Source organism: Pseudarthrobacter chlorophenolicus, assembly GCF_000962805.1.
In the GTDB taxonomy this organism is placed as follows: domain Bacteria; phylum Actinomycetota; class Actinomycetes; order Actinomycetales; family Micrococcaceae; genus Arthrobacter; species Arthrobacter chlorophenolicus_A.
Genome location: NZ_JZTW01000015.1, coordinates 1 through 25,852 on the forward strand (window position 1 = coordinate 1; position 25,852 = coordinate 25,852).

Annotated in this window: 29 protein-coding genes; 13 read left to right on the forward strand and 16 right to left on the reverse strand. The window is 63.3% G+C overall.

What is annotated here, in order from left to right; genetic code table 11:
* Positions 1-25: 25 nt before the first annotated feature.
* A complete protein-coding gene (locus UC32_RS21180) occupies positions 26-268 on the forward strand; it encodes a DUF2750 domain-containing protein (RefSeq protein WP_082072138.1) in 243 nt (80 codons plus the stop codon).
* A 70-nt stretch (positions 269-338) separates the two neighbouring features.
* Here the strand turns inward: UC32_RS21180 and UC32_RS14750 are convergent, their stop codons facing one another.
* Together UC32_RS14750 and UC32_RS20400 are read right to left on the reverse strand one after the other, a co-directional pair.
* Positions 339-866, reverse strand: coding sequence for a hypothetical protein (locus UC32_RS14750; RefSeq protein ID WP_045731952.1), 528 nt, complete (start codon positions 864-866; stop codon positions 339-341).
* A 695-nt stretch (positions 867-1,561) separates the two neighbouring features.
* Positions 1,562-2,440 (reverse strand): TIR domain-containing protein, encoded by an 879-nt coding sequence (locus UC32_RS20400; protein ID WP_082072140.1) that lies wholly within the window; start codon positions 2,438-2,440, stop codon positions 1,562-1,564.
* Positions 2,441-2,695: 255 nt separating this feature from the next.
* On the opposite strand from UC32_RS20400, the gene UC32_RS14760 reads away from it, so the two are divergent.
* Positions 2,696-3,547 (forward strand): hypothetical protein, encoded by an 852-nt coding sequence (locus tag UC32_RS14760; protein WP_045731953.1) that lies wholly within the window; start codon positions 2,696-2,698, stop codon positions 3,545-3,547.
* Here the strand turns inward: UC32_RS14760 and UC32_RS14765 are convergent.
* On the reverse strand, positions 3,544-3,996 hold the full coding sequence (locus UC32_RS14765; protein WP_045731954.1) for a DUF488 domain-containing protein: 453 nt from the start codon (positions 3,994-3,996) through the stop codon (positions 3,544-3,546). The genes UC32_RS14760 and UC32_RS14765 overlap by 4 nt on opposite strands.
* 957 nt (positions 3,997-4,953) lie before the next feature.
* On the opposite strand from UC32_RS14765, the gene UC32_RS20995 reads away from it, so the two are divergent.
* On the forward strand, positions 4,954-5,208 hold the full coding sequence (locus UC32_RS20995; protein WP_235423677.1) for a hypothetical protein: 255 nt from the start codon (positions 4,954-4,956) through the stop codon (positions 5,206-5,208).
* Positions 5,209-5,307: 99 nt separating this feature from the next.
* Here the strand turns inward: UC32_RS20995 and UC32_RS14775 are convergent, their stop codons facing one another.
* From UC32_RS14775 to UC32_RS20600, 3 genes are all read right to left on the reverse strand, one after another.
* Positions 5,308-5,856 carry a hypothetical protein gene (locus UC32_RS14775; protein ID WP_045731955.1) on the reverse strand — a complete coding sequence of 183 codons (549 nt, stop codon included), beginning with the start codon at positions 5,854-5,856 and terminating at the stop codon, positions 5,308-5,310.
* Positions 5,857-5,952: 96 nt separating this feature from the next.
* Entirely contained in the window at positions 5,953-6,363 is a 411-nt protein-coding gene (locus UC32_RS14780; RefSeq protein WP_152642628.1) for a hypothetical protein, read from the reverse strand.
* A 130-nt stretch (positions 6,364-6,493) separates the two neighbouring features.
* Entirely contained in the window at positions 6,494-6,727 is a 234-nt protein-coding gene (locus UC32_RS20600) for a hypothetical protein (protein ID WP_152642629.1), read from the reverse strand.
* Between the two features lie 60 nt (positions 6,728-6,787).
* Here UC32_RS20600 and UC32_RS14785 point away from each other — a divergent pair, with 60 nt between their 5' ends.
* Both UC32_RS14785 and UC32_RS14790 read left to right on the forward strand, forming a co-directional pair.
* Positions 6,788-7,366: a hypothetical protein gene (locus tag UC32_RS14785; protein ID WP_152642630.1), complete on the forward strand. Its 579-nt coding sequence runs from the start codon at positions 6,788-6,790 to the stop codon at positions 7,364-7,366.
* Positions 7,353-7,775 (forward strand): DUF6228 family protein, encoded by a 423-nt coding sequence (locus tag UC32_RS14790; RefSeq protein WP_052690598.1) that lies wholly within the window; start codon positions 7,353-7,355, stop codon positions 7,773-7,775. The genes UC32_RS14785 and UC32_RS14790 overlap by 14 nt, the downstream gene beginning before the upstream one ends.
* A gap of 201 nt (positions 7,776-7,976) precedes the next feature.
* Here UC32_RS14790 and UC32_RS14795 read toward each other — a convergent pair whose 3' ends face one another.
* Positions 7,977-8,342, reverse strand: coding sequence for a hypothetical protein (locus UC32_RS14795; RefSeq protein WP_045731958.1), 366 nt, complete (start codon positions 8,340-8,342; stop codon positions 7,977-7,979).
* Positions 8,343-8,581: 239 nt separating this feature from the next.
* On the opposite strand from UC32_RS14795, the gene UC32_RS20405 reads away from it, so the two are divergent.
* Positions 8,582-8,869 (forward strand): hypothetical protein, encoded by a 288-nt coding sequence (locus UC32_RS20405; protein WP_152642631.1) that lies wholly within the window; start codon positions 8,582-8,584, stop codon positions 8,867-8,869.
* 66 nt (positions 8,870-8,935) lie between these two features.
* On the opposite strand, the gene UC32_RS14800 is transcribed toward UC32_RS20405, so the two are convergent.
* Complete coding sequence (locus UC32_RS14800) at positions 8,936-9,520, reverse strand: RNA 2'-phosphotransferase (RefSeq protein WP_045731959.1); 585 nt, start codon at positions 9,518-9,520, stop codon at positions 8,936-8,938.
* Between the two features lie 15 nt (positions 9,521-9,535).
* Entirely contained in the window at positions 9,536-9,883 is a 348-nt protein-coding gene (locus UC32_RS14805; RefSeq protein ID WP_082072144.1) for a hypothetical protein, read from the reverse strand.
* 234 nt (positions 9,884-10,117) lie between these two features.
* Between UC32_RS14805 and UC32_RS14810 the strand changes: the two genes are divergently transcribed.
* The gene (locus UC32_RS14810) at positions 10,118-10,693 is read left to right on the forward strand and encodes a recombinase family protein (RefSeq protein WP_200896400.1); all 576 of its coding nucleotides are present in this window, start codon (positions 10,118-10,120) and stop codon (positions 10,691-10,693) included.
* Between the two features lie 60 nt (positions 10,694-10,753).
* Here UC32_RS14810 and UC32_RS14815 read toward each other — a convergent pair whose 3' ends face one another.
* From UC32_RS14815 to UC32_RS14825, 3 genes are read right to left on the reverse strand one after another with little or no spacing between them, the layout of a single operon-like run.
* Positions 10,754-11,770, reverse strand: coding sequence for a LacI family DNA-binding transcriptional regulator (locus UC32_RS14815; RefSeq protein ID WP_152642632.1), 1,017 nt, complete (start codon positions 11,768-11,770; stop codon positions 10,754-10,756).
* Between the two features lie 37 nt (positions 11,771-11,807).
* Positions 11,808-12,701, reverse strand: a complete 894-nt coding sequence (iolB, locus tag UC32_RS14820) for a 5-deoxy-glucuronate isomerase (protein ID WP_045731961.1) — start codon at positions 12,699-12,701, stop codon at positions 11,808-11,810.
* 18 nt (positions 12,702-12,719) lie between these two features.
* Positions 12,720-13,460, reverse strand: a complete 741-nt coding sequence (locus tag UC32_RS14825) for a GntR family transcriptional regulator (RefSeq protein ID WP_045731962.1) — start codon at positions 13,458-13,460, stop codon at positions 12,720-12,722.
* 280 nt (positions 13,461-13,740) lie between these two features.
* On the opposite strand from UC32_RS14825, the gene UC32_RS14830 reads away from it, so the two are divergent.
* Positions 13,741-15,159 (forward strand): sugar porter family MFS transporter, encoded by a 1,419-nt coding sequence (locus tag UC32_RS14830; protein ID WP_045731963.1) that lies wholly within the window; start codon positions 13,741-13,743, stop codon positions 15,157-15,159.
* A gap of 159 nt (positions 15,160-15,318) precedes the next feature.
* Positions 15,319-16,464 carry an LOG family protein gene (locus tag UC32_RS14835; protein WP_045731964.1) on the forward strand — a complete coding sequence of 382 codons (1,146 nt, stop codon included), beginning with the start codon at positions 15,319-15,321 and terminating at the stop codon, positions 16,462-16,464.
* Positions 16,465-16,495: 31 nt separating this feature from the next.
* Here the strand turns inward: UC32_RS14835 and UC32_RS14840 are convergent, their stop codons facing one another.
* Together UC32_RS14840 and UC32_RS14845 are read right to left on the reverse strand one after the other, a co-directional pair.
* On the reverse strand, positions 16,496-17,437 hold the full coding sequence (locus tag UC32_RS14840) for a matrixin family metalloprotease (protein ID WP_045731965.1): 942 nt from the start codon (positions 17,435-17,437) through the stop codon (positions 16,496-16,498).
* A 27-nt stretch (positions 17,438-17,464) separates the two neighbouring features.
* Positions 17,465-18,655, reverse strand: coding sequence for a VIT1/CCC1 transporter family protein (locus tag UC32_RS14845; RefSeq protein ID WP_045731966.1), 1,191 nt, complete (start codon positions 18,653-18,655; stop codon positions 17,465-17,467).
* A 278-nt stretch (positions 18,656-18,933) separates the two neighbouring features.
* On the opposite strand from UC32_RS14845, the gene UC32_RS14850 reads away from it, so the two are divergent.
* Positions 18,934-19,158 carry a hypothetical protein gene (locus UC32_RS14850; protein WP_045731967.1) on the forward strand — a complete coding sequence of 75 codons (225 nt, stop codon included), beginning with the start codon at positions 18,934-18,936 and terminating at the stop codon, positions 19,156-19,158.
* 129 nt (positions 19,159-19,287) lie between these two features.
* Here the strand turns inward: UC32_RS14850 and UC32_RS14855 are convergent, their stop codons facing one another.
* Positions 19,288-20,814, reverse strand: coding sequence for a sodium:solute symporter family protein (locus UC32_RS14855; RefSeq protein ID WP_045731968.1), 1,527 nt, complete (start codon positions 20,812-20,814; stop codon positions 19,288-19,290).
* A 262-nt stretch (positions 20,815-21,076) separates the two neighbouring features.
* Here UC32_RS14855 and UC32_RS14860 point away from each other — a divergent pair, with 262 nt between their 5' ends.
* Positions 21,077-21,652: a helix-turn-helix domain-containing protein gene (locus UC32_RS14860; protein ID WP_045731969.1), complete on the forward strand. Its 576-nt coding sequence runs from the start codon at positions 21,077-21,079 to the stop codon at positions 21,650-21,652.
* 131 nt (positions 21,653-21,783) lie between these two features.
* Here UC32_RS14860 and UC32_RS14865 read toward each other — a convergent pair whose 3' ends face one another.
* A complete protein-coding gene (locus tag UC32_RS14865) occupies positions 21,784-22,611 on the reverse strand; it encodes an endonuclease domain-containing protein (protein WP_045731970.1) in 828 nt (275 codons plus the stop codon).
* A gap of 288 nt (positions 22,612-22,899) precedes the next feature.
* On the opposite strand from UC32_RS14865, the gene speB reads away from it, so the two are divergent.
* Positions 22,900-23,964, forward strand: coding sequence for an agmatinase (speB, locus tag UC32_RS14870; RefSeq protein ID WP_045731971.1), 1,065 nt, complete (start codon positions 22,900-22,902; stop codon positions 23,962-23,964).
* Between the two features lie 79 nt (positions 23,965-24,043).
* On the forward strand, positions 24,044-25,720 hold the full coding sequence (locus UC32_RS14875; protein ID WP_045732047.1) for a thiamine pyrophosphate-binding protein: 1,677 nt from the start codon (positions 24,044-24,046) through the stop codon (positions 25,718-25,720).
* Positions 25,721-25,852: the final 132 nt, after the last annotated feature.

The window sequence follows — 25,852 nt, forward strand, 5'->3', positions numbered from 1 at the left end:
ACATCCAATGTGATCACCTTCCATAATGGTCAGTGGCCTCATTTTCAGTTGGCGTATTTGGCCCTATTTTCGGCTGGCGTCAACAAATTATTCCGGCTTCGAAAAAGTCATGATCCCTCTCAGTGAGTGGCAAGCAAAGTGGCTGCCCGGCCTGGAACGAGACGGGATACGTGTCGGGCTCAACTGGTCCGGCAACCGGGCAACGGGCTACGACGTGGAGCCCACTGCGGCCCTGACCTCCTTAACGACTCGCCAATCATCCCAATAAGCGCCCGGTGGAGGATCGGCTTACGGGCGCGCAATTCGGGCATGTTGAACGTGATGAGGCGAAGAGCGGTCTATTTCGTTGCGTCTACGTACCATCCCAACGTGGGTACAAACTCCATATCCCATCCCGCTACAAGGCCGGTGACGTTCTTGTGTTCGGGGTAATCCGGGACGTCGTTCGCTAACGCGGGAATGACGCCCGCATAGAACTCGGCTTTCAGCGCGGATAAATTGAGCCTCATACCTTCAATGACGCCCATCTCGAGACCAAGTTCAAGGCGGCCGCCGTCAAGCTGGGTCAAGACCCTATAGACCGGCCACGCATAGTTGCCTTCCTTGGCAGTTAGATCGCTCGTCCAGTGAAGATCCGTGGCCCGGCGCAGGATCAGAGCGCCACAATTGATCGATTCGTCGCCCACATACATGGGCAGTATCCCTGATCGAAGTTCAAACAGAACACCAATCACCAGACGCAGAGCGTCAACCCGCACATCGAGGATCTGGGCTTCTTCGAAGGCTTCCTCGACAAAAAATGGATTCTCGTCGGCCTTCCCGGGCAGTCCTGGAACGTCTTGGTGGAACAGATCGATGAGCTTCATTTCCCATTTCTAAGTGCAGGACCACTTGAGGTCGCCAAGGGTTAAGCTACTCCATCAAGCACGCTTACGAGCGTCGATAAGCAATCAATGGGCCGCAACCCTCATAGTGAGACCGTCCGCTGAGGGATCCCTGACCGGGCGCCGGCCAGATTCCTTAGAGCCAGGTGAGGCACCCAGAGCTGGCCGGCTGCACCACGCCATGCCGGGGCATCAGGATGGTGCTCCGGTTATGCGAAAGCCTCTGGAACGGTTCTACCTTTTGCTGTCCGGGGAACGCTGCCTGCCTTGAGTTCTGCACGCAAGATAGCAAAGATCAGGATGCCCATGGCCGCTGCTGTGAACCAGAGACCCGTGGATCCTTGAACGGCGACAACTGTGGAGACGATCAGGAATACCACTGCAACGATGAGTAGTCCCCATCGTCCGGTGGTCATCATTTCCCCAGTTCTGTGGGCTTTTGGATCATGCCATTGCCGAACCTAGCCAGAGGAATATGGGAGCACGCCATGCCGCGAGCCTACCCACTCAAGCATCGAACGCACGTCAGAGCCGAAACAGCGCAGACGATCAAGACCACTGGGCAGGGCTGAGGATGGATAAGCTCGTCCAGGCAGGGATACGCCATGGCAGTGAATAGCAACATCCCCACAGAAGTCCTCTGTACGGCGGGCCCATTCTCGCCGGCGTGCCTATGGTTATCCGAGAGCTATGCCGGTGAAAGTGCCGGCATCTGGGGACACGAGGTCCCGGTTAGATTCAAGCGTCACGTTGGCGTTAACCAGGGCTCCCCTGAGTCGTTCGCGGTTTTCCCATGCGTCACCTAGATCTATCCAGTTGATTCCAGCAACGTCGGAAATGTCCCGGGCCTGACCGGTCAACTGGGTCTCGTGGAGGCCATCGTCGTCTTTGACGAATGCAGGCTTGAGTTGAGCTTCGTCATCGGGTGTAAAAATGACGACGATCGCTTGAGCCTTGGCCATACCGGCATTAATGATTTCCATCGTGGTAGGCGAAGCCTTCCCGGTATCGGACGCGGCCTGCGTCCAGGTGATCGGCTTGGCGTCAAGGTGGCGAAGGAATTTGATCATCTCGTCTTTGGCTTGGGTGTTGCGACCGTGAACGATGAACACTGAGCGGCCGTCGCCTATTTTTTCCATTGCTACTGTCCTATCTGTCGAGGGTACTTCGCGTCCGGGTACATGGGCGGATGCCCTGTGTTTTACGCCACTGGGCTTCTGGAGTCCCTCGTCTTCATCGATGGTGAAGCCCCGCCTGAGAAGCTCCACGAGCAGTGGCTTGAAGGCTTCGGCATCTTGTCGCCTGCGGTTGCCTTCGCCGGAGGTGTAATAAACATGGTTGAGCAGGTCTAGGAACAGATCATCTGCATTGAGACTCTGACCGATGTGCCTAACCAGCGCGTTGGCCTTGTCGAGTTTGTTATCGCCTGGGGGATAGCCACCGTCTCCGAAGCCCGTCCAAAGAGTATCTATCTCAGACCGCGTGATTCGGGAGCTGGAACCCAACGCTTGGGCTATCAAGCCGCGCAGGCGAGAAGGAAAGATTGAGGACACCATTGGCCAATCCTAGGGGAGTGACACTCGGAAGATTTGTTGGGTAGCAGGACTGCTACCCTCTATCGCTCTCGGAAACGAGAGAATTACGTGAACGATCTCAATCGAGAGCTGCAGGACGTGCCAGTCCTTCGAGAAAGCAACTTGATATCAGTTCTCGAAATTGCACAGCCGATTAAGGTCCGCGAACCGGGTTTTAGAATCAAATATTTCCCCATCGGTCCGTGCATAATTATCGAAACACGACTGGGGGACTAAATGTTTGATCTGTTGCCGCTCGATGGAGACGGACGTAGCTGCTATCCGAAGGAGGCAGGTAGTCGTTGGGAGAGCACGGAGGTTCTTGTGGTGGTGAAGGCCGCTCCCCAACCCTCGGCCGCCTATGGCGACACCGTCTGTGTGGCAGGCATCCGAATGAGGGAGAGCGGCCCGGAGTGGATACGGCTCTACCCCATACCCTTCCGCTCCATGGAGGAATATCTCCAATTCACAAAATACGACTTGATCCGGCTGCAGGTGAAACCGGCGTCAAAGGATCCGAGAAGCGAAAGCTACATTCCAGATCGGTCCACGATAGAAGCTGTCGCTCATTTGGATCCGTGGAAACCGCGCCATCGATACGTATCGCCGCTTTCGTCGCAATGGACCATGTGCGGAATACTCAAGGCGCAAAGGGCCGGCAAGGAGTTCCCCTCGCTGGCGGTGATACGCCCTCGTGAGGTTCGAGACTTCAAGCTAACCCTTCACCCAGGCTGGACTCCGGAACAGGCACAAAAGCTCAAAGTGAACCTTGGCCAGGAAGATCTATTTGGAGATGCCCCCAAAGTGCAGCTGCTCGAGGCACCTCGGTTCGAAGGAAAATATTTGTACCTCTGTGAAGACAAGACTTGCAAGGGGCACGTCCAGGGATTGCTTGACTGGGAGCTTGTCGCGCTGGAGCGACGACTGAAGGACCGCGATGACGCCACTGCCATGTTCGAGATCCGCAAGAAATTCTTCACGCAGATGTGCGCGCCCGATCGTCGCCCACTGTTTTTCGTCGGGAATCAGTTGAAGCACCCCCTAGCGTTCAGCGTCATAGGGGTCTACAGATCCCAGTCGCTGAACTAGGTGCGAGACAGAGCTGAAGCTTCGGCCGAAACGGCCTCAAGCACCAGTCGACGATGGCAGCAAGCCTCCGATGCTTCAAAGCACAGAAGAGCCACATGTTCGGTCGCCGCGAGCTGCGCCAGATAGTGGATCGCAGCGTGAGCTGAGTCAGCGAGCAGCAACTCTCGATACCGTTCATGGGCAAACCCCGCGGCTTTCGTACCAGGAGCCCAGAACCCGTCACGGTTATCTTTAGGATTGCCGAGGACAGGAAGATGCTCGTAACGAATGCCAGCATCAGCCAAGGCAGCAGAAAGCGCGGTTTTTGAGAACCCCTTTTTCCGAGAGATAGCATTCAGGCGCACGTCTACCAGTACGTCAACCTTCCACGGCTGAAGATGATGAATGAACGACGAAATATCGTGGCCCTCGTAGCCCACACCGATAATCCCGCTAGTCTCCGTCCACATCACCCCATTCTTTCACGGACCGGACCGGACCTGAGCTTTCGTCAAGGGCCTCCTGTCGGGTACGCGATCACGAGTACAAACCGTTCCACTTCCTATCCATCATCGTGCCACTCGTGGCGACCTTGAACAGTCCGCTACTTGAACGGAGATACCAAATCCAGTGCCAGGCGTTCTTGCTTACCTGATCGAATCAAAAACAAGATACCCGCTGGAAGTAGAACAGTTCCCGATCCCAGCATTACTGCATGAACAGGCGTCGACGGGCAGCCGGCGGAACTATCGTCTTCAGCGCATGTGACTCCAGGCTGAAGGAAACCCACTGCAATCAGCGCTAAAGCCATACATAACGTAGCCACTCCTGTTACGCCCCAAACCCAGTTCTTCATCCGTCCATCAGACCATGCTTAGCACCTCGCGGAAACGGACAATACTCAAAGTCGTCCCTTTGGGGATCCTTTACCGGGACATTCGGGGCCCGAGTCTCATTCCCGTTTACAGGCACTCTCGTGTGGTTCATAGTCGAGGTATGCGGGTGGCCGGAATTCTTCCTTTAGACGCTCCTGACCCGCGGGCCGGATGGGCCGAGCGCCTGAAGCTGATGCCCATTCCGGTGATGGGCCTCGCGCCTCAACCATCGTTGGAGGACACCGACAGCGTTGGTGTGACCTGTGGCCAAGATGATCGTGGGTACAACGAGATGAGGGCGAGCATCACCTATACGCTCTGGCGAAACCCGGATGACCGCTCAGACCCGGTAAACCTCGCGGACCTCAACGAGAAGACACGCAGATCGATCGAGGAAGTTCCGCCATGGCCGCGGCCCCCTTGGCTGATCGAGTACGTGGAGCGCTTGCGTTACCCGCAACTTGAGGAGGCCGTGCGAACCACCTGGCACCGCGATCCTCCGAGCGTTCTTCGGTTCGAAGCCTGTTGGTTGACCATGTCAACCACATCCTCATGAACCAATATCGGCAAGAGCTCTGGCCGGGCAGCAACCCGTGGGACCAGCACGCACCCGCCGTAACCGGCCGGATGGTCAACAGCCAGGCCAGGACCGTCATCAACGGAGTCGATATGCCCGGTGCGGAGGTCGATACGGACCCGTTCGTGTACGGCATCGGAGCCCATCTGGCAGGCGGCGGCGTCGTGACCGCAGTACTTCCACGCGCTGAGCTCAAACGAATCCAGGTCCAGTTCACGACCCGGAGCTAACCGCCACACCCCAGCGTTCGAAAAGGGATGGCTCAGCAGACGGCCTAGTGCCCGATAGTGGATCCTTCAGCGGACACTGTCGCGAGGTGCAGGGGCATATCACGGCTTCGGCTTGAAGGCGGTGTGCGCTGATAGAAGTTCGTAGGTCGCATTGCGTTCTCTATGACTGATGCCAACCTGCAGCACAGGAGCCTCTGCCACATGCGCGTACAACTCAATCAGAGCGTCCTGGGTCGTCCACATAGCTGCCCGATTACCACGTGGGTCGGTCTGCTCATCGGACGACTGGCCAAACAAACCAATGAGACCGGCCCTCACGCCCGCATAACCGGCAACAACGGCAGCGGTCACATCCCGTTCATGCTGATAGGCAAAGAGGTTGACGCTAAAGAGGGACCCATCCAGAGCGACCCACGACGCACCCTCGGTCCGCATGTCTATTCTCGTAAAGAATCCTCGAGTCAAGGCGGGCAGTTCCGTCCCAGCCGGATCATCGACGACTTCGAGCTCGCACCCAAGATGCTCAAAGAACTCATGGAATTGGCCAGTATTCGAAGGCCAACCCTGCTCGGCGGCCGATTGTATGAATCGAACGATGACACTGGGATGGGGGTCGAGGGGCTCAACGATTCCTACGCTCTCGTCCATAACTGCACCCTACTCCGCAGACAATGACTGACGACTCTTCTCCGATAGAGGATCCTCCATCGAACGCCCTGGTTCTCTGCTCTGAGGGCGTGGGGGTTAGGTCAGCCGCAGCCTTAGGGCAACGGCCACCTCATCAGCGGGACCACAAATCTCGGGCGTGGAAAGCTGAAAGAGTGCATCCGCCAAGAAATCGCGATCCTCGGGATGCAGTGCAATATCTTCTCGGCCTTGCAATTCCTCAGCCCAAGCGCAAAGATCATCTGCACTAATCTTCCCGGCCCAAAATTCATCAAGTGCATGGCCGATATCCCGAGCAAAGACAGTGGCGAGCTCTTCCCGCGATGGCCATTCAAAAGTCGACAGTCGAGCCAAGGCCTCCTGCAACGGGCACCGCCACTGGATGAGGTCATACACTGCCTCTCGTCGTTGTTCCTGCGACACCAAGTAAGTTCCACCCTCAGTCCAATAATCGCGCAAGCTAATGCGAACTAACTGGAAGTCTGTCACGCTACCCAACGTCCGCTTGAGGATCCCTGAACGGGCGGCGTCCCCGATTCACCCGGGCTTACGAACAGGACCCTTTACCGTGCGGCGCGTCGCCGACAAACCGTGGCTGTACGCTCGTTCCATGGGGGGATCAGAAGAGCAGCGGGTACTGCCCGAGGGGTGGTCTTGGGAAGGAGTGGCCGGTCCTGAGCTGGCCTGGTTGGGCGTCGGTTTCCTTCAGGATCCGGTCGACGGCCCGCTCCCAAATGGATTCACCGAGAGCACGTGGATCCTGCACGCCCAGTTCTTCCGACCAGCTGAGCTGCCCGCTGAGCTTGAATCCGAGGATGGGATCGGTATACCCGGTTTCGGGTTCAACTCGCATCCCCCGGTGGGGTGGCTGAGGGTCACGTGGGCTGAGGTTGCGTCCCGTAAGGGCGTCCCGTTGCAGGGGCCCGCCGGTGACAACGGGTTGGAGATTCCACCGGCGGATTGTTGGCCGGCCCTGCCGAACGAGGACGACGCGGACTCCGTGGTGATGAATGCCGCCGATTCGTTCTGGCCAACGGAAGGCTCGCTGGGAAAGGCTGACCTGGAGTCCCTCATACCGATCCTCGCAGCTCACACCGGCTCAACCCGCATGGTTGGTAGGTTCTCGCCCGTCACTTCTTCCCTTGATCAAGAGGCCATGCATGTTTTCACCTTTGATCTCGCGACCATGCTCTCCTCTATGCTCGCCACAGGGGTTCAGGAGTTCAGCCCGGAGCTGTGGTGGCCTGAAGACCGGGCCTGGGTGGTGTGGACTGACTATGACCTAATGGGGACCAGGGTATTTGGCGGCACGGACCTGATTGACGCGCTGAAGGCGTCCCCCGAGATCGAGACGCTGGACTGGCATCGAGTCAGGCTGCGCCCTCCGGCGCCCCCGCGGCCGCCAAGCAGGATGGAGCTGCACTTCCAGGAGGTCCTCGCCAAACAAGAAGCCAAAAAACTGCAGCAGAAAGATGGCAATGGACAAGGTTGACATAGGCGGGACGCAGCGGCTGACGTTCGGGGATCTGCGGCGGGACCCCTGCGGCCAGGTGCTCGCTATGACGGTGACCGTGGAATTGGAGAGTCTCACCGCACGCCGGGAGGTAGCCGCTTCCTACGTGTCCGGATTCGCTGACCTGGCGGGCTTCTTCACCAGCTTGCTGGAGAACTGGCGCGGCTGGAACGGGGCCCGGACTTACAAGTCAATCGAACACGACCTGCTCCTGGAAGCGACCCACACCGGCAGCCATGTGGAGTTGCTGTTCAACCTTCAGGACCCGCAGTTTCACGACGTATGGTCTGTGCGCGGCAAGCTGACCCTCGACGCTGGCGAAGAACTCACTCGCGCCGGCGAGGACATCCAGGAACTGTTCAGACCGCTGAAGGGAGCCGTCCTGTAACACGGACCCCAAAGCTGGGTCGAACCCTGCCTCAGCAATCGGATATCCAGCCAATAGGAGCGGAGTATCTACCCTCGCCCCGGCCGATGATCCGCCCAGAGGTAAAATCGCGGCGAAGGCGATGTCTAGCCCTTCTGTTGTGGGAAGCGATAGGGCTAGATCTCCCCTGGGGGTTCTAAGTGCATCGCATGACGCGTTGTTTTAGCGCTTATCGTCAGGCGAAAGAACTTCAATACTGCGGTCGGTGCCCCTATGTATTGTCACGACGACGCCGCTTGACCAGTCCGCTATTCCGGCCTCGACTTCGGATTTCAGCGCGCTGAGGCGCTCATCGTCAGGCGCATACTCGTTGTTCATCGAGAATTCGATTCGGCACCATGGCATCATCCCGCCGTCGCCCCAAGTGCTGTTTATGGATGGCGCGGATCCGATGGACTTCTCGATGACCGGAGAGAGCTCGTTCGCAAGACCGTCGCAGTCGTCGGACGCGGAGTAGTCGCCCACACAGCCAGCTAGCAGTGGGGTCAACAACAGAAGTAGCCCAGTTGTCGCGAACGCATGTTTCATGCTCCGACCATACAGTCCCGGCAGATGCCGCCTCATGAGGCGCCCGTTAGCCGTTCGTTTACCGGACGCCGTGAGGAAAACGTGATCAGCTTTAGCATTGTGGGGCTCTTTCCCGCGGCATACTCTTTGAGCCTGATCGGGAATTGGGGTGCGGTCGAATGGCCGAAAAAATCAGACTCTCATCATTGGCCCTTGCGCTATCGGCTGTCCTGTGTGGGTGCGCAGGTCCTGCCACGCCGATGACCAAAGCCTCCCCGGAAACACCGATCCCCGCTGCGTCGGGCGTGCCAAGCCGGCTCTATACCCACTGCGGAATCAAGGAATTGCGCGTCGAGGACACGTTCTTCATTGCCGAAACACCATTGGACGACGGCCAGGGCAATCCACCTCCGGGATGGGGAAACCCCTATCAGGACGGCGTTGTGACCGTGTCCGGTTCAAAGGCTGTATTTCGGGACGACAATGGCCACATCGTCACCTTCCTTGCTCGTCCCGGCGCCACAGGCTTTCTCAATATCTGTTCCTGACAGGCGATATGCCGCCCGACAAGGGGATCCCTAACCGGACGAAGTTTGAGCAGCCACGGAGTGCATTCAGCCAGCCCGAAGAATGCGGATGAACTCCGCGGGGACATGCCTGGCAAGCCAGACCATGTCGCTTCCACGGTAGAAAGTAACGTCCGACGCCAAAGCGGCGACCGTATCGATGGTCAGAATCACGGGATGCTTGCTTTTACGGCTTCCGACTCGCACTGCAGTTTCGGCGTCTGCTGACATGTGCACATACTGTCTGCTCATCGGCTGGAGGCCACCACTGAAGATCGACCCGATACTTTCAGGTGACGTGCCATGAAAAAGTTCGGCTGGAGGGGTAGCAGCCACCAAGGCAATCGCTCCCGGCGTGCTGTGTCCGTAGAGTGCACGAATCCGTTGCCCCTGGATCTCGTGACGGGGTTTTGCTGCGAAATCAATCAACATCGGCAGGTCTGCCAGCTCTAGGTCAGACCATTCCGGTATTTCCCTGCGCAAAGCCTCCAGCAAGCCGTCTGTGGATGTCCAGCCGTGCTCGTCCAGCTCGAGTTCGAAGAGCCACGGCTCGTGTCGAAGCGCCCGCGATACGGCTTTGCTCAGTCTCGTAAGACCAATCTCACGGGCCCTGTCATCATCTTTGAAATCCATGTAGGTCCACGCTCGCTAAAACTCAATCAGGTCATCGACGGCGGCGTGCAGCCAGCTGTTGAAGTCAGGAAAATCACCCCTGGCTTCCCATCCCGGCGACGCCCAGTCATGCACCAGCGCCACTTTCTTGGTGTCCAGGTCGAAACAGGCGCAGTCATCGTTATCCTGACGTTTTGCGAACAGCACCAAATGACGGGACGGGTAGCGCCTGCGCATCCCATTTTGAAGCTTGCGCAGATGATCGCCTGTGAGTATCCACCACGGCTCCAGTTCGAAAAGTTCCAGCTCCACCAGCCGAAGGAGCCCGCGGGGATAAGAGAACCCCTCTGGCAGTTCTTCAGCTGTGAAAAGCAACTCATTCATTGGTCCTCCGGGGAAAAGCGACATCGGCCTGCACAAACATTAACCCTCGTGCACCAGACGGCTGCGGCCAAAAGGGGCGCACCATCGCCGAATCAACATCGCCCGTAAGCCGGTCGATCAGCGTGCTCAAACCGGCGGCCGGCAGGTTCTGCGCCGTTGCCCGAAGCGGTACGTACGTATGACCCGTACGGTGATATGTACGCTGGCGGGGGGAATAGTGCAACTATGTTCCTCATGACTGGAATGAAGATCGGTTATGCCCGGGTCTCGACGAACCACCAGGACCTCACCGCCCAACGAAACGCTCTCCTTGCCCTGGGGGTTGATGAGAAGCAGATCTTCGTCGATCACGGACTGACCGGAGCCAATCGGGTACGCCCGGGGCTCCGTGAAGCGATGGCGGCGTGCCGGGCCGGCGATACCCTCGTGGTGACTAAGCTCGATCGGCTGGCGCGGTCCCTTTCGGATGCCAGGGACATCGCCGACGAACTGACGGCCAGAGGGGTAGTCCTCAGCCTCGGGGGCAGCACCCACGATCCGAATGACCCTGTAGGCCGGCTGCTGTTCAACGTCCTGGGAATGGTGGCCGAGTTTGAAGCCGATTTGATCCGGATGCGAACCCGCGAAGGAATGGCCGTTGCAAAGGCAAAGGGGCGGTTGAAAGGAAAGCCGCCAAAATTGTCCAAGACGCAGCGAAAGCATCTTTTGACACTGCACGATGCCGGCGAGCACACGCAGGCCGAGCTGGCCGAGTTGTTCAGCGTGTCACGGACGACCGTATACCGCGAGCTTAAAAGGCGCGCCATCTGAAGTTTGACCGGCGCCCCTGCACAGGGTCCATTTCCCTCATCGAGGCGGGGGAGCCGCGGATCAGGCCGCGGGGTCCGAGGAACGGCGGACCATCAGCGCCGGTTCCAACTTGCGGGTTGCCGCTGGTCCGGCGGTCCCGGCGATCCGGTCAAGCATGGCCTGCGCCGCTACCAGTCCCAGTTCCCTGGCGTGCTGGTCGATGGACGTCAGGCCGATCAGCGGGGACGCGGCGAACTCAATGTTGTCGCAACCAACAATGGCCACATCGCCCGGGACCGCGAGGCCACGGCCCGCCAGCGCTTCCATGACGCCGATGGCCGTGAGGTCGTTATGCGCGAAAATGGCGGTGGGCGGCTCCGCCCCCGAGTCGAGGAACTGGTCCATCACCGCGCGTCCGCCGCGTTCGGTCATGTCGCTATGCACCAGCTGGGGCTCCAGCCCGAACTGCCGCATGGCATGAAGGTAGCCTTCGCGGCGGGCGGTATACGGAAGCCAGTCGGAGATGTCCACGTGGGCAATCCGACGGTGCCCCAGGCCGTGAAGGTGTTCCACGGCGAGTACGCCGGAACGGAAGTCATCCGTCAAAACCGAATCGACGCCGTCGGCCTCCAACTCCCGGGTGATCACCACGCCGGGTGTCCCGCGCAGGACCGCCGTGAGATCCTCGGACGTTCCGGTATACCCGGCCAGGATCACCCCGTCCACGCGCAAGTCCACGAAGGAACGCACTGCCTCAAGCTCGGTGCGCGGATCCGCGGAGCCGACGGCCACCATCACCTGGTTGCCGCTGCCGGCCAGCCCCGCGCTGAGGCCGTCATGAATGTCTGCGAAGACGGAGTTGTGCAGGTCCAGGTACAGCACGCCGAGGGTGTGGGTGCGGTGGCTGGCCAGCCGGCTGGCCAGCCTGTTGGGGGAGTAGCCCAGGGCGGCGGCGCTTTCCAGTACCGCCGTCCGCTTGGCGGGGGACACTTTGGGGGAATCGCGCATCACCAGGGACACCAGCGCCCGGCTGACTCCGGCCTCGCGCGCCACATCCTCCATGGTTACGGACCGCTGCGAAGGGGAAGTCTGTTTCACAAGACTCCACTATGCCAGCCGGCAGGCCAGCCCTGCGTCAGGCCCCGAACGGCAGGCGGGGGTCGATGTTCTGGCTGTCCCAGGTCTGGCGGACCCAGCCGTGATGCGGGTCGTCGCTGATCAGCCATTCCCGGACGGGGCCCGGGCCAGCCATGACGTTGAGGTAGTACAGGTCGTATCCCGGGGCGGCCATGGCGGGGCCGTGCCAGCCGTAGGGGACCAGGACGACGTCTCCGGTGCGGACCTCGGCGGAGACATCGATGGGCCGCTCATCCGAGGCGTAAACCCGCTGGTAGCCGATGGCGTCCGCGTCTGACGGTGCCCCGGATCCGGCGGCCACCTGGGTCTCGAAGTAGTAGATCTCCTCGAGGTGGGTTTCGCCGTCTTTCTCCTCGTCATGCTTGTGCGGGGGATAGGAGGACCAGTTCCCGGCAGGGGTGAGGACTTCGCAGACGATGAACCGGTCCGCTTCCAGCGCGGCCGGGGTGCCAAAATTGTGGACCTGGCGCGAGCAATTGCCCGCGCCGCGCAGTTCCACGGGGGTGTCCGCGGCGGGGACGAGCCGCGTGGGGTACGAGGCTTTGGCGGGTGCCGTCGCGACGGCGACCCGGCCGCCGTCGGCCGAGCTTATGGTCACGGCGCGGCCGGTGCCGGTGTAGAGCACGTCGCTGGGGCCGGCGAAGACCGAGGTCCGGCCGGCGAGCGGGTAGTCGGTGCCGTCCACGGTGGCGGTGAAGGACCCGTTAAGGGGTACCACAATGCGTTCCTCGTCCGCGGCGGGAAGTTCGACGACGGCGCCCGCGGCCAGGGTGGCCACCTTCAGGCCCGTGTGGGCCCACCCATCCACGGTGAGGGTTGAGTCGGACGTTCCGATCGAAACGTCCCAGGTGCCGTCGGCGGCGGAGCCCAGGGGGTAGACCCAGTTGGTCATGATGTGTGTTCCTTGCGGTTAGCGCTGTACGAGTGTCATTTCAAAGCTGTAGGAATCGCCGCGGTAGACGTGGTGTCCGGTTTCGATGTGCCGGCCGGTGTCGTCCACGGCCGTGCGTTCCATGGTGACCAGGGCCGAACCTTCGGCCGCGTCCAGCATGGAGGCCTGGTACTCGTTGGCCGTCACAGCCCCGATCCGTTGCGTGGCCAGCCGGAAGTTGACGCCGCCGCGGCGGAGAATCGAGTAGAGGCCTTCGGCTGACAGCATCGCTTCGTCCATGGAGGCGATGTCGTCGCGCACCCAGTTCTCCATCAGTGCCAACGGCTTCCCGCCCACTTTCCGCAACCGGGTGAAGTGGTACACCTTGGACCCGGCAGGCAGCTGAAGGACGGCAAGGGTGGCGTCGTCCGCTTCGATGTGGGAGAAGCTAAGCACCTCTGTGGTGGGCTTCTTGCCGTTGTTGGTGAGGTCGTCGTAGAGGCTGGAGAGTTCCAGCGGGCGGCGGACCTGGCTGGAAACCACCTGGGTTCCGACTCCGCGCTTGCGTACCAGCAGGCCTGAGCGCACCAGTTCGTCCATGGCCTTGCGCATGGTGGGCCGGGAGAGGTTCAGCTGCGCCGCGAGGTCGATCTCATTGTCCAGCCGGCTGCCCGGTTCCAGTACGCCGCTGTGGATGGCCGCCTCGATGCCCTGGACCACCTGGTGGTAGAGCGGCACGGGGGAGGAGCGGTCGATGCTGAGGCCCAGGTTGTTCGCCACGGTGTGTTCCTGTTCTAGTCGCGGCGTCCGGCTCCGCCCGGATGGGACGCAGCCGCTCTGCCGCCATATGTTCTCTTGATAGGACATACTTTCTGGTTCGATCGTAGCAGGCCGGGTTGTTGGGTCAAGGCTGAGTGCACGACGCCAGTTCCATACGATCGGAAATTAAATTGTTCTGACATTAAGACTTTCCCTTGACGCGGAAGATTAGAGCGCTCTAATCTAGTGGCACGCATCACATTCCAGACCGTTCGGTCCCTAAAGAATCTGAGAGGCAACAATGCTGTTGCAGAAATTTTCCCCCAGCGCCCAAGGGTCTACCCGCAGGGGATACCTGGCCCGCCTGACCGTCATCTCCACGCTCGGCGGCCTGCTGTTCGGCTACGACACCGGCGTGATCTCCGGCGCCCTGCTGTACATGAACGACTCCCTGAACATGACCGCCGTGGAGGAAGCCACGGTGGTCAGCGCCCTGCTCTTCCCGGGCGCCGCCGTCGGCGCTCTGACCGGCGGGCGGATGGCGGACAAGCTGGGCCGCCGCGGATCACTCCTGGTCTGCGCGCTGCTGTTCCTGGTCGGCGCCATTGGCTGTGCCATCGCCCCCAACGTCACCTTCATGGTTGCCGCCCGCATCGTCCTGGGCCTGGGCGTCGGCGCCGCAGCCGTTACTTGCCCGCTATACCTCGCTGAAATGGCGCCGGCCCACCTCCGCGGCCGCATGGTCACCATCAACGAACTCATGATCGTCACCGGCCAGATGCTGGCCTTCGCCATCAACGCCCTCCTGGACGCGCTGATCCACGACACTGAAGTGTGGCGCACCATGCTGGGCATCGCCTCGCTGCCGGCGTTGGCCCTGCTGGCCGGGATGCTCATGCTCCCCGAGTCACCGCGCTGGTATGCCATCCGCGGCCGGCTCGAGGACACCCGCCGCGTCCTGTCCATGAGTCGCACCCCGGAACAGGCCGCCGTCGAATTCGAGGAAATCGCCCGGACAGCCAGCACCGCCAAGGCTGAACGCAACCACGCCCTTCGCGACCTGAAGAACAACCCCTGGATGCGCCGCCTGCTCTGGATCGGCATCGGCCTGGCCACTGTCCAGCAGGCAACAGGCATCAACACCGTCAACTACTACGCACCCACCATCCTCGAAAAGAGCGGGCTTGGCGTCAGCGCCTCGCTGGTGGCCACCATCGGCGTGGGCGTCACCTCGGTGTTGATGACCATCCTGGGCATCTGGCTGCTCGGTTTCGTGGGCCGCCGGAAAATGCTGATCATCGGATTCTCCGGCGTGGTGGGCTCTCAGGCCCTGCTGGCCATCGTGTTCCTCCTGCCCCAGTCCGACCTGGCCAGCTACACCATCCTGGCAGCCATGATGTTGTTCGTGGCCTTTGTCCAGTGCTTCATCGGCACCTGCGTCTGGCTCCTGCTCTCCGAGATGTTCCCCCTGGCCATCCGCGGCTTCGCCATGGGAATCGCGGTCTTCGCCCTGTGGACCGTCAACGCCGCCATTTCCTTCCTGTTCCCCATCGTGGTCAACGCCCTCGGCTCCACCGGAACGTTCGGACTGTTCGTCCTGGTCAACGTTGCGTCCCTGGCCTTCGTTGCGAAGTTCGTTCCGGAAACGAAGGGCCACTCACTCGAGGACCTTGAGGCGCACTTCCGTGACGGTGAGGTTCCGGCGAAGGTTTCCGCCTAGCCTCCGGCCGAGGCTCCGCACCCCGGCATCCGACCGCATAGCATCGCGGGGTCGGGCCCAGCCCCTCCGGCACCAGCCGGGCGGGCGGGCCCCGGCCCCGCGTTCGCGTTGGCTGGCTTAGGCTGAACCCATGACCAGCGGCGGACGACGACGGCAGCCATGAGCCATTCCGGAAAGCTGGGGCCAACGCCCCGCAGCCTCGAAGTCGAGGACCTGGAGAGCTTTGACCGGCTGGTAACCGCGGGAGCTGTCCGCGCCCACGGGTGGCATGCGCAGTCCCTGGACCTTCGGGGCAGGTCGGCGGCGCTCAACCGGCTGGATGTGGAAGGCGCCCTGTTCCTGGGCTGCACGTTCGACGACGGGATGGAAAGCAGGCTCCGCGGCAGGGGTGCCCTGATCTTCCCGCGCCTGCAGGGGGTCCCCTTCGATCCTTACCGTTCAGCTCTTTACTCGCCCGCGGAACTGTACGAAGGGCTGGCCGGCGCCCCCTACGAGGAACTGCCGGATGCCCGGATCTACCACTGGAGCATCCAGCCGGGCCGGGAACACCGGGTGGAATCCACCCTGGCGTCATCCCTGCACGACCATGCCATCGGCGATGCGCTGGACGAGGTACTCCGGGCCGGCCCCTGGTCCGGGAAACGCATGGTGGGCGTCATGGGAGGGCACGCGGCGAAACGGGGGAGCGCGGACTACGCTGAGGCCGCGCGGCTGGGGCGGCTGCTGGTCAGCGGCGGACATGCGGTGGCCACCGGCGGCGGGCCGGGCGCCATGGAAGCCGCCAACCTGGGCGCCTACCTTGGCGGGTACGACGACGGCGGGCTGCAGGCCGCGCTCCGCCTCTTGGCTGCCGTCCCCGGCTTCCGCCCTTCCGTGTCCGCGTGGGCACGCGCCGCGGCAGCCGTCGTCGAACGCTATCCCGGCGGGACACCCTCGCTGGGCATTCCCACCTGGTTCTACGGGCATGAGCCGCCCAACTACTTTGCCACGCACATCGCCAAATACTTCGCCAACTCCATCCGCGAGGCCGTCCTTCTGGATGTCTGCCGGGGCGGCATCATCTTCCTCCCCGGCGCCGCCGGAACCGTCCAGGAAATCTTCCAGGACGCCTGCGAGAACTACTACGGCGCGCGGGAAAAGGTAACGCCCATGGTCCTGGTGGGCACCCAGTACTGGACCCGCGACTACCCCGCCTGGCCGCTGCTCCGGCAGCTTGCGGCGGGCCGTGCCATGGAGGACCGGATTTTCCTGGTGGATACCGTGGACCAGGCAGTGGCCGTGCTGCAGGACGGACGGGCGCTGTGAAGCCCCGGGCGGGGTCACTGCAAGTACAGGCCTAGAGGTCCTTCCGGCACTGGGCCTTGCTGAGCTCATACAGGCCGTTGAGGTCCCCGTCCGCGAGGCTCCCGGAGGCGCCAACGGAACCGCCGATTTCCGGGTACATCAGCTGGGCGGGATCCGCCACATGGTCCAGCCCCATCACATGGCCCAGCTCGTGCAGGATGACCGCAGCGGCGTACAGCCTCCCGTCCGGCCGGCGCAGCTCTTCGGTGATCTGCGGGGCATCCAGGTCCAGGCTGCCGGTGACAAACGTCTTGGGACCGCCGTCGAAACTGAAGTGGGTGCTTCCGCCCGTGCCGATCACCTTGCCTGCGAGTTCCGGGGAAGCTTCCGGCGTGGTCCAGGCGATCAGCAGCGGCGCCCAGCGCTCGCCATATGCTGCTGGCTGGTACGCGGCGCGCTGCGGTGAAGGCTGTTCGCCGGTGGTGCCGTCATAGACGAAGGTGATGCCGGTGGCGGCCGAAATGGTGCTGATCGCATCCGGGACGAGCCGGTCCGAACCGGCAGGGGCGAGCTGGTCATTCACCACGTAGTGGAGGGGGCGGCAGGGCGAGTAGCCCACGGGGGTGCCGTCGCCGTTGACCGCCAGGAAGCCGTAGGAGTCGCTGCCCACCGCCGGAACTTCCGGCTCGGCGAGCGGAGCGGATTCCTCCTCGTATCCCGGCGGGGGCGCGTCCGTGCTGGCCGCTGACGGTGCGCCGGCGGATCCGGGGAGGGGATCCTCCCGGCCTCCCTCGGGTTTCTCCTGAGAGAGCCCGGGGCCCTCGCCGTCACCCTCACCTGCGGTGAACAGCTGACTGATCCGCGGGTCGCCCAGGGCCAGGGCGCCTCCCAGTACCGCCGCGGTGCAGAGCGCGACAGCAAGCACGGCCCGGTAAGCCGGACCGTGCTTGCGTTGGGGGCGGTTCCCGGCGTGCCGGGGCGGGAATTCCTCCACTAGGGGGCTTTCACGGGTGGGCCGCCGCTAGCCGACGACGGTGCCGAAGACGAGCCCCAGCAGATAAGTGACGGCGGCCGCGCCCAGGCCGATGCCCAGCTGGCGCAGTCCCCGGGTGAGGGGTGACGTGCCGGACAGCAGGCCGACGATGCCGCCGGTTGCCAGCAATGCGACGCCCACCAGGGCGCCGGCAACCACCAGGGCTGAGACCCCGGTCAGGCCGAACAGGAACGGCAGGATGGGGATGATGGCGCCGGAGGCGAAGAAGCAGAAGCTGGACAATGCGGCTCCCCAGGCGGTGCCCACGGCCTCGTGCTGGTCCTCCTCCTCCGGCAGCTCGGGCTGGAGGGACAGGCTGGGGTCGCAGTCGCAGGAGAGCAGGCCCGTGCGTTCGGCCACCCGGTGTTCGGCTGCTTCGTGGGACATGCCCCGGGCCAGGTACACCAGCAGGAGCTCGTTGTGCTCCAGGTCCAGCTTGGGTGCCGCGGCCAGCGTGACCTGCGTGGGCCGGGTAGCTGCCAGGAGTTCCCGCTGGGACCGGACGGAGATGAACTCACCGGCGCCCATGGACATGGCCCCGGCCAGGAGGCCCGCGATGCCACTGAGCAGAACCACGCTGCTGGCGACGCCGGACGCTGCCATTCCCATCACCAGGGACAGGTTGCTGACCAGGCCGTCGTTGGCGCCGAAGACCGCGGCACGGAAGGTTCCGGCAAGGCGGTTGCGGCCCCGTGTTGCCAGCCCACGAACCACTTCCTCATGGATCTGTTCATCCGCGGCCATGGCGTCCGTGGCGTTGGGGTCCTTGGCGTAAGGTGATCGCCCTTCGGCGCGCTGCGCCAGCGCGAGCACGAACACTGACCCGAAGTGGCGGGCCAGGAAGCCGAGCATCCGGCTCCGGGCCGAGGCGGGGCGCGGTTTCCCGGCGTGGTCGCCGAGGAGTCCCAGCCAGTGGGCCTCATGGCGGCCTTCGGCTTCGGCGAGGGCAAGGAGGATCTCGCGTTCCTCGCCTTCACGGTTTTGGGCCAGGTCGCGGTAAACAGCGGCCTCGGCCCGCTCGTCGGCAAGGTACTGGCGCCACCGTTTCAGGTCTGCGGACGACGGTGCTGGGTGGTGGCCCGCTGCGCCGGCCTGCGGGGCGGACTCCGGGCTCGAATGGTGCTGGCTGGAATGATGCGGGGTTGAATGGTTTGGCGTGGACTGGGCGTGCTGCGACACGAAGACTCCTGGGCTGGTGGGACAAGATGTTCGGCCCCGTTGCAGAGCCAGCCTACTGCGAATTTCCGCGGTTTTTCGGCTGGCATTCCTCGCTTCCGGGTTTCGGTATGCCTCAATCCGAGGGCCGTTCCGGCGTTCCCCGTGGGGCTCTCCACGCACTGTCCACAGCCGGCCGATGGACTCTTGACCCTGCCCAACCGCGGTGTTGTGATGAAAGTGCGGCGCAGTGAGGCCGCCACCAACAAGAGCACGTCAGGCGAAGACACGGAGGTTGAATCATGGGCACCACCGGACAGCACCCGGACATGCCGCACCTGGACGCCGTGGAGGCGGACCCCGCATACGACTACGCCGAAGACACGCCGGCGGCCGGCGAGGACTGGGACGCCGAGGACGAATTCCTGGACCAGGAGGAGCCGGTGGTCCATGCAGCCCCGGTGGTGGTCGACGCCGAGGACCGTGTGGTTCCGCTCGATCCGGACGAGGTCCGCGAAAGCGGGTAAGCCGCGCCAAGGGGCGCAGGACGGACGACGGCGGCGCCTCCTCCCGCTGTCCGCGAAAGGAGGCGCCGCCGTCGTGCGTTGCCAGGATCCAGTGCATGCGGGGAAACCCTTCGGTTTCTCGCGGGCCGGTCAGCTGGCGGCAATCCGCTCGGCGGACTCTTCCTGGGAGTCCTGCCCTGCCACCCGCCGCTGCCAGTTGCGCATGACGTGCGGCGCGGTGGGGCGGGTGAACAGCGAGACACCGATGTAGACGGCTGCGGAGCTGGCCAGGCCGAAGTAGATCGGCTCGTTGGCGAACACTCCTGCCAACGGCTCTTCGGCGTTGATCTCCAGGATGATCATGGTGCCCAGTGTGACCACGGACCCGAAGGCCATGGAGGCTGCAGCGGCAATGCCAGTGCCACGCTTCCAGACGAGCCCGCCCAGGATGGCCACGAGCAGGCCTCCCACCAGGATGTCGTAGGCGATGGTGAGCGCAGCCACCACGTCCTTGGTGACGATGGCGACCAGAATGGCCACGATACCGAGCCCCAGGACCCACAGGCGGTTGGCCTTGACATCGTGCTCGGGGTTGTCCGAATCGTCAGTGTTTATGGATTTGCCGAACCAGCCAGCAACGAACGGCAAAACGTCGGCACGTGCCACGGTGGCGGCAGCGATGAGGGCGCCGGACGCGGTGGACATCATGGCTGCAACGGCTGCGGCGAGCACAAGGCCGCCGATACCGATGGGCAGCAGGTTCTGGGCCACCTCCGCGTAAACAACGTCCTTGCCCTCGGTGGCGACGTCGATGCTGGGCAGGGCAACGCGGGCACCGAGCCCGATGAGGGCGCCGGCAGCGCCGTAGAGGATGCAGTAGATTCCGGCGGTGGCGCCGCCCCAACGGGCTACCTTCGGCGTCTTGGCGGTGAACACGCGCTGCCAGATGTCCTGGCCGATCAGCAGGCCCAGGGTGTAGACCACGAAGTAGGTGATGATGGTTTCGACGCCGATGCCGTCGATCTGGAAGAAGTTGGCTTCCACGCGGCTGCGGATGCCGTCCAGTCCACCCGCGGCGTTGAGCGTGAAGGGCAGCATGAGGAAGAAGATGCCCACGGTCTTGATCACGAACTGCACCTGGTCGGCCAGGGTAATGGACCACATGCCGCCGATGGTGGAGTACACCAGGACGATGGCGCCGCCCACAGCGATGGCCACTGCCCGGTCCCAACCGAACAGCACCACAAAGATGGTGGCGTAAGCGCCGGTGGAGGTGGCGCACAGCATCAGCGTGTACGCGAGCATAATGATGCCGGAGGTGCGGGTGGCCTGGCTGCCGTAGCGCAGGGACAGCATCTGGGAGACGGTGTAGATCTTCAGCTTCTGGATGGTGCCGGCGAAGGCGAGGCTGAGGAGCAGGACACCGGCGCCGATGGCCACCACCAGCCACATGCCGGAGATGCCGAACTTATAGCCCAGGCCAACGCCGCCCACAGTGGAGGCGCCACCCAGGACAACGGCGGCCATGGTGCCGGTGTAAAGGAAGGGGCCCAGGCGGCGGCCGGCCACCAGGAAGTCGCTGTTGTTGCGGGTGCGGGACTTGCCCCACCAGCCGAACGCCAGCATTGCGACGAGGTACACCACCACGATGGCGATGTTGATGACACTTGCATCCATGAAGGGTTCCTTGGAGCTGATTGGCAGCCGAAGTGCCCGGCGGGGATCCGGACTGAACTGCGGAAAATGGAAAAAGGGGAGGAATCTCCCGACAATTGCCTTATAGGCAACAGGTGTTTCCAAAGATTAGGCTGTGACCGCAGTAACAGTCAAGGGGAAGTTCGTGGTCCGGGTCCGCGCGCCATGGAGGCGTCACACATGGTGGTGGCCATTAGTATTGCTGCAGAGCGGGGCCGGACTGCCGGCTATGAAAGGTTCGTAGATGAAGGCACTGCCAGTTGAGCCCAGCAATGTTCCGGTTGCCATCGGCTCCCGGATTCGCGCGGCTCGGCAGTCCCAGCGGCTCACCATCGAGCAGGTGGCGGACGCCACCGGGCTGACCAAGGGCTTCCTCAGCAGGGTGGAGCGCGACCTCACCTCGCCGTCCGTTGCATCCCTGGTGACGCTGTGCCAGGTCCTCTCCATTTCCATCGGCGACCTTTTTGTTGCGCCGGAGACCCATCTGACCAAGCGCAATGAGGGTCCGCGGATCTCCCTCGGCGGGCAGGGGATTGTCGAACGCCTGCTGACGGCCCGGTCCGAGCGGCGAATCCAGATCATCCAGGCTGTCATCGAGCCGCATGGCCGTGGCGAGTCCGAGCTTTACGCCGTGGACTGCGACGTCGACGTCCTCCACGTCACCAAGGGCAGCATCAGGCTGATCCTTACCAATGAGGAATACGACCTCAGTGCGGGGGATACCGTCACTTTCCCCGGCCGTGAACCGCACACCTGGATCAACCCCACCGACAAACCGGTGGAAGTGCTCTGGGTACTGGTGCCCGCCGCAAGCCGGTAACTCCCTCCTTTTCTGGCCGCGTACCTTCCTGCCCGGTTACTGTTGGCCATCCCGGCGGGAGCCTCCAGTTTCCGCAGGACGGGTTGAAGCGGAGCGCCCCGGCGTGGCAGTAACTGGGCTGGAACGCACGCTTACCTGCGCTGGTCGCGCGGGCCGGCCAGGACTGACCTGACGTCCGCCACAACCTGGCCCGGGTTGAACCAGATATGTTCGGGCATGTAGCGAAGGACGGCATACCCCTGGACGGCGGACAAGTTGTTGCGGGTCCTGTCCCGCAGCATGTCCTCCCGTTTGGAATGGAAAGCGAACCCGTCAATCTCCACGATCAGAAATCCGCCCAGCAGGAAATCCACCCGGCCTATCCCGGGCAGGAAGACCTGGGCGTCGTACGTGATTCCGTGTGTCCGGAACAGGTGCTGGGCATCAACTTCCACAATTGACTCTGCGCGGAGATCGAGTTCCTTCAGGATTCTGCGTGCGGGGCCGGAGCGATCGGCCTGGAGCCGGGATGCCAGCAGTTCACGCGGGACGCCATGCAACCTGATCGCCGACGTCGCGATTGCCGCTGAGGCTGGCGGTGCCAGGCAGCCCAAGGCATGAAGCGCCACATCCTCCACGGCGGCCACGGGCAGCGAAGGGTGTCCCGGGAACCTTACGGTGCGGTGCCGGATGAAGCCGTTGCCGTGACCGTGGCGGCAGGCCAGGTGGGGCTGCTCGGGAGGTGAACGGAGCCAGAGTCCGTAGTGTCCGGCGGCGCTGGCGCAGGTCAGCCGGCCGTTATGGAGGATCGCGGCGAGGAATGCCTTATCGCAATCCGGCAGGACAAAAACGCCGCGCCGGGGTTGGTGGGCGCCAAGCCCTGCGAGCCGTTGGAGGTCCCGTGGCGTGAAACCTGCCCCCAGGAGTTGACCGGACCGGGCTACGCCGCCTGACTGTCGAAGGTATTCAAGGATGTCCATGAGGCCATTGCATGATGTGCGCAGGGAGTGCGGAACCCGCGTTCGGCCGTATGTGGGCCATCGCGGACCCGGGTGTCAGTGCGTTCCCTCCCAGTTGCCTGCGCTCCGTTAGTTGTGTGGTGCCGGGATTGCGCGGTTCGCGGGTAGGGATGTGTCCGTGCGTCGGCGGCAAGTGGGCAGGACCGCACGCCCCCAGGATTACGAAGGTAAACACTTGATGCGCATTGGAAAACCGAGGTGTATGATGGCAGTCACACCAGCCCCTCACTCTTCAAAGGAGAAACCCGCATGGAAGAGCTGCGCATCGAAGCCAACGGCAACCTTGGACCCATCGACTCATCCCGGATTCCGCGTTATGCCGGGGCGGCCACGTTTGCGCGCCTTCCGCGGCTGGACCAGGTGGCCAAGGCAGACGTCACGGTGGTGGGCGTGCCTTTCGACTCAGGCGTCTCCTACCGGCCGGGTGCCCGGTTCGGCGCTAACCACGTCCGCGAGGCCAGCCGGCTGCTCCGCCCGTATAACCCGGCCTGGGACGTCAGCCCGTTCGAAAACATCCAGGTGGCCGATGCCGGGGACATGGCCGTCAACCCCTTCAACATCAACGAGGCCATCGAAACCATCCAGAAGAACGCACTGGACCTCACCTCCGGCGGCAGCAAGCTGGTGACGCTCGGCGGCGACCACACCATCGCGCTGCCCCTGCTTCGTGCCGCCGCAGAACGCGCCGGCGGCCCCATCGCCATGCTGCACTTCGATGCGCACCTGGACACCTGGGACACCTACTTCGGCGCTGAATACACCCACGGAACCCCGTTCCGCCGTGCGGTCGAAGAAGGCATCCTCGACACCGAGGCCATCAGTCACATCGGCACCCGCGGTCCGCTCTACGGGAAGAAGGACCTCGACGACGACCACCGCTTCGGTTTCGGCATCGTCACCTCAGCGGATGTCTACTACCAGGGCGTCCTGGAGACCGTGGCCAAGGTCCGTGACCGGATCGGCAACCGCCCGCTCTACATCTCGGTGGACATCGACGTCCTCGACCCGGCGCACGCGCCGGGCACCGGAACCCCCGAAGCAGGCGGCATCACCAGCCGCGAACTCCTGGAAATCATCAGGGGCTTCCGCGGCATGAACCTGGTGGGCGCCGACGTCGTGGAAGTGGCCCCGGCCTACGACCATGCCGAGATCACCGGCGTCGCCGGAAGCCACGTGGCCTACGAGCTGGTCACCCTCATGGCGGACAGCGCCGTGCCGGGCGACCGCTTCGGTGCAGCCACCGGCTACGCCGCCCAGGCCCTCGGCCAGGAAGCGCGCCGGCCTGCTGGCTTCGCCGTGGCCGGCAAGGAGTAGGGCCGTGAATCCCCAGCCGCTCCCCACCCTCGCAAGCTCGGCCGGGGAACCCTCGCGGCCGGAGGCCCCTGCTGCGCCTATCGGGATCGAGGACAGTTCCGGTGAGCGCAACGGCGGGGACCTCGTCGTCGAGACCCTTGAGGCCCTGGGTGCGAAGACTGTCTTCGGCATTCCCGGCCAGCACGCGCTGGGCCTCTTTGACGCGATGGGCCGCGGAAACCTGCACTTTGTCTCCTCGCGCGTGGAGAACAACTCCGCCTTCGCCGCGGACGGGTATTCCCGTGCCACCGGTGAGGTGGGCGTCCTGTTCCTGTCCACCGGCCCCGGAGCGCTGACCTCGCTGGCCGGGTTGCAGGAGGCCTACGCCACCGGCGTGCCCATGGTGGTGGTGGCCAGCCAGATCCCGCTGGAAGGGCTGGGGGCCCGGCGCAAGGGAATGCTCCACCAGCTCGATGACCAGAAGGCATCGGCTGCGAACGTCACCAAGAGCCAGCGGCTCATCCAGCACGCCTCGGGCATCCCGTCTGCCATCCAGGACGCCTGGACGGAGGCCATCTCCTCGCCCCAGGGGCCGGTATGGCTCGAGATCCCGCAGAACGTGCTGCTGGATCCCATCATGGTCCCGCCCGTGGAGGACGCGTTGGCCGAAGCTGCCGACAACCCGCCACGCGTCGAACTGGTCCGCGAAGCCGTGAAGTGGCTGCAAGGGGCCAGGCGTCCGGCGATTATCGCCGGCGGCGGCACCCGCCGCGGCAAGGCGGAAAAATCGCTGCTGTCCATTGCCGAGAAACTCCGTGCGCCCGTCATCTGCACCCCGGGCGGCAACGGTGCGTTCCCCTGGAACCATGAGCTGTCGCTGCAGTCATGGATCGAGGACCGGTATATGACCGACGTCCTCGAAGACGCGGACGTGCTGGTGGTCATCGGCTCGTCCCTGGGGGAGGTTACGTCCAACTACTTCACGTTCGAACCCCGCGGCCGGATCATCCAGATCGACGCCGAACCCCGCGTCCTGGAGTCCAACCGGCCAGGCTTGGGCATCCGTGCCGACGCGGGCCAGGCGCTGGCAGCCTTGGACGAGGCGCTGGCGCCTGCGGACGTCGCGGCTGACTGGCACGGTTCGACTCCTGAAGAGCTGGTAAAGGCGTCCCTCGCCAAGGTGAAGGCCAGGCTGGAGTCCCAGGACCTCGCCAAGGAACTGGCGTTCATGGCCGACATCCGTGAGGCTGTCCCGGCGGACATGCAGACGTTCTGGGACATGACCATCGCCGCCTACTGGGCCTGGTCCTGCTGGGATTCCCGCGAGGGGCAGTTCCACTCGGCACAGGGCGCCGGCGGCCTGGGCTACGGCTTCCCGGCTGCCATCGGGGCTGCCGTCGGCCTGGAAACGCTGGGAAAGCCCGCTGGTTCTGCCCGGGTGCTCGCTGTATCCGGTGACGGTTCGTCCATGTACTCCATTTCTGAGCTTGCCACCGCCAAGCAGCACAACGTCCCGGTCACCTGGCTGATCGTGGACGACGGCGGTTACGGCATCCTGCGCGAATACATGGTGGGTGCCTTCGGCAAGGCGACTGCCACGGAGCTCGCCCGCCCGGACTTCGTCAAACTCGCCGAAGCGTTTGGCGTGCCCGCCGTCAAGGTGGCCCCCGAGGACGTGGGGGAGGCGCTCAAGGCAGGATTCGCCGCCGACGGCCCCAACGTCGTCGTGGTTGAAACGCTCCTGAAAATGTTCGGCCCCACGCACCTGGGCGACTAGGCGGCCGGCGATCTCCACGCTCCTTCACTCCTGCGCAGGCAGGGGTGGGGGAGCGTCGGCGTTTAAGGGGATGCCCGACGACGGCCGGACAATTCGTTTCCCTAAGCAACCTTTTCCTGATACAGTTGCTTG

Excerpts from the sequence above, each read along its gene's own strand:
- UC32_RS14795 (WP_045731958.1), bottom strand. The coding sequence starts at position 8,342 with ATGAAACATGCGTTCGCGACAACTGGGCTACTTCTGTTGTTGACCCCA.
- UC32_RS14855 (WP_045731968.1), bottom strand. The coding sequence starts at position 20,814 with ATGGATGCAAGTGTCATCAACATCGCCATCGTGGTGGTGTACCTCGTC.
- UC32_RS14830 (WP_045731963.1), top strand. The coding sequence starts at position 13,741 with ATGCTGTTGCAGAAATTTTCCCCCAGCGCCCAAGGGTCTACCCGCAGG.
- UC32_RS14805 (WP_082072144.1), bottom strand. The coding sequence starts at position 9,883 with ATGAATGAGTTGCTTTTCACAGCTGAAGAACTGCCAGAGGGGTTCTCT.
- UC32_RS14765 (WP_045731954.1), bottom strand. The coding sequence starts at position 3,996 with ATGTGGACGGAGACTAGCGGGATTATCGGTGTGGGCTACGAGGGCCAC.
- UC32_RS14865 (WP_045731970.1), bottom strand. The coding sequence starts at position 22,611 with ATGGACATCCTTGAATACCTTCGACAGTCAGGCGGCGTAGCCCGGTCC.
- UC32_RS14760 (WP_045731953.1), top strand. The coding sequence starts at position 2,696 with ATGTTTGATCTGTTGCCGCTCGATGGAGACGGACGTAGCTGCTATCCG.
- UC32_RS14790 (WP_052690598.1), top strand. The coding sequence starts at position 7,353 with ATGGACAAGGTTGACATAGGCGGGACGCAGCGGCTGACGTTCGGGGAT.
- UC32_RS14800 (WP_045731959.1), bottom strand. The coding sequence starts at position 9,520 with ATGGATTTCAAAGATGATGACAGGGCCCGTGAGATTGGTCTTACGAGA.
- speB (WP_045731971.1), top strand. The coding sequence starts at position 22,900 with ATGGAAGAGCTGCGCATCGAAGCCAACGGCAACCTTGGACCCATCGAC.
- UC32_RS14810 (WP_200896400.1), top strand. The coding sequence starts at position 10,118 with ATGACTGGAATGAAGATCGGTTATGCCCGGGTCTCGACGAACCACCAG.
- UC32_RS14775 (WP_045731955.1), bottom strand. The coding sequence starts at position 5,856 with ATGGACGAGAGCGTAGGAATCGTTGAGCCCCTCGACCCCCATCCCAGT.
- UC32_RS20995 (WP_235423677.1), top strand. The coding sequence starts at position 4,954 with ATGAACCAATATCGGCAAGAGCTCTGGCCGGGCAGCAACCCGTGGGAC.
- UC32_RS14860 (WP_045731969.1), top strand. The coding sequence starts at position 21,077 with ATGAAGGCACTGCCAGTTGAGCCCAGCAATGTTCCGGTTGCCATCGGC.
- UC32_RS20600 (WP_152642629.1), bottom strand. The coding sequence starts at position 6,727 with ATGCGAGTTGAACCCGAAACCGGGTATACCGATCCCATCCTCGGATTC.
- UC32_RS14750 (WP_045731952.1), bottom strand. The coding sequence starts at position 866 with ATGAAGCTCATCGATCTGTTCCACCAAGACGTTCCAGGACTGCCCGGG.
- UC32_RS20400 (WP_082072140.1), bottom strand. The coding sequence starts at position 2,440 with ATGGTGTCCTCAATCTTTCCTTCTCGCCTGCGCGGCTTGATAGCCCAA.
- UC32_RS14835 (WP_045731964.1), top strand. The coding sequence starts at position 15,319 with ATGAGCCATTCCGGAAAGCTGGGGCCAACGCCCCGCAGCCTCGAAGTC.
- UC32_RS21180 (WP_082072138.1), top strand. The coding sequence starts at position 26 with ATGGTCAGTGGCCTCATTTTCAGTTGGCGTATTTGGCCCTATTTTCGG.
- iolB (WP_045731961.1), bottom strand. The coding sequence starts at position 12,701 with ATGACCAACTGGGTCTACCCCCTGGGCTCCGCCGCCGACGGCACCTGG.
- UC32_RS14850 (WP_045731967.1), top strand. The coding sequence starts at position 18,934 with ATGGGCACCACCGGACAGCACCCGGACATGCCGCACCTGGACGCCGTG.
- UC32_RS20405 (WP_152642631.1), top strand. The coding sequence starts at position 8,582 with ATGACCAAAGCCTCCCCGGAAACACCGATCCCCGCTGCGTCGGGCGTG.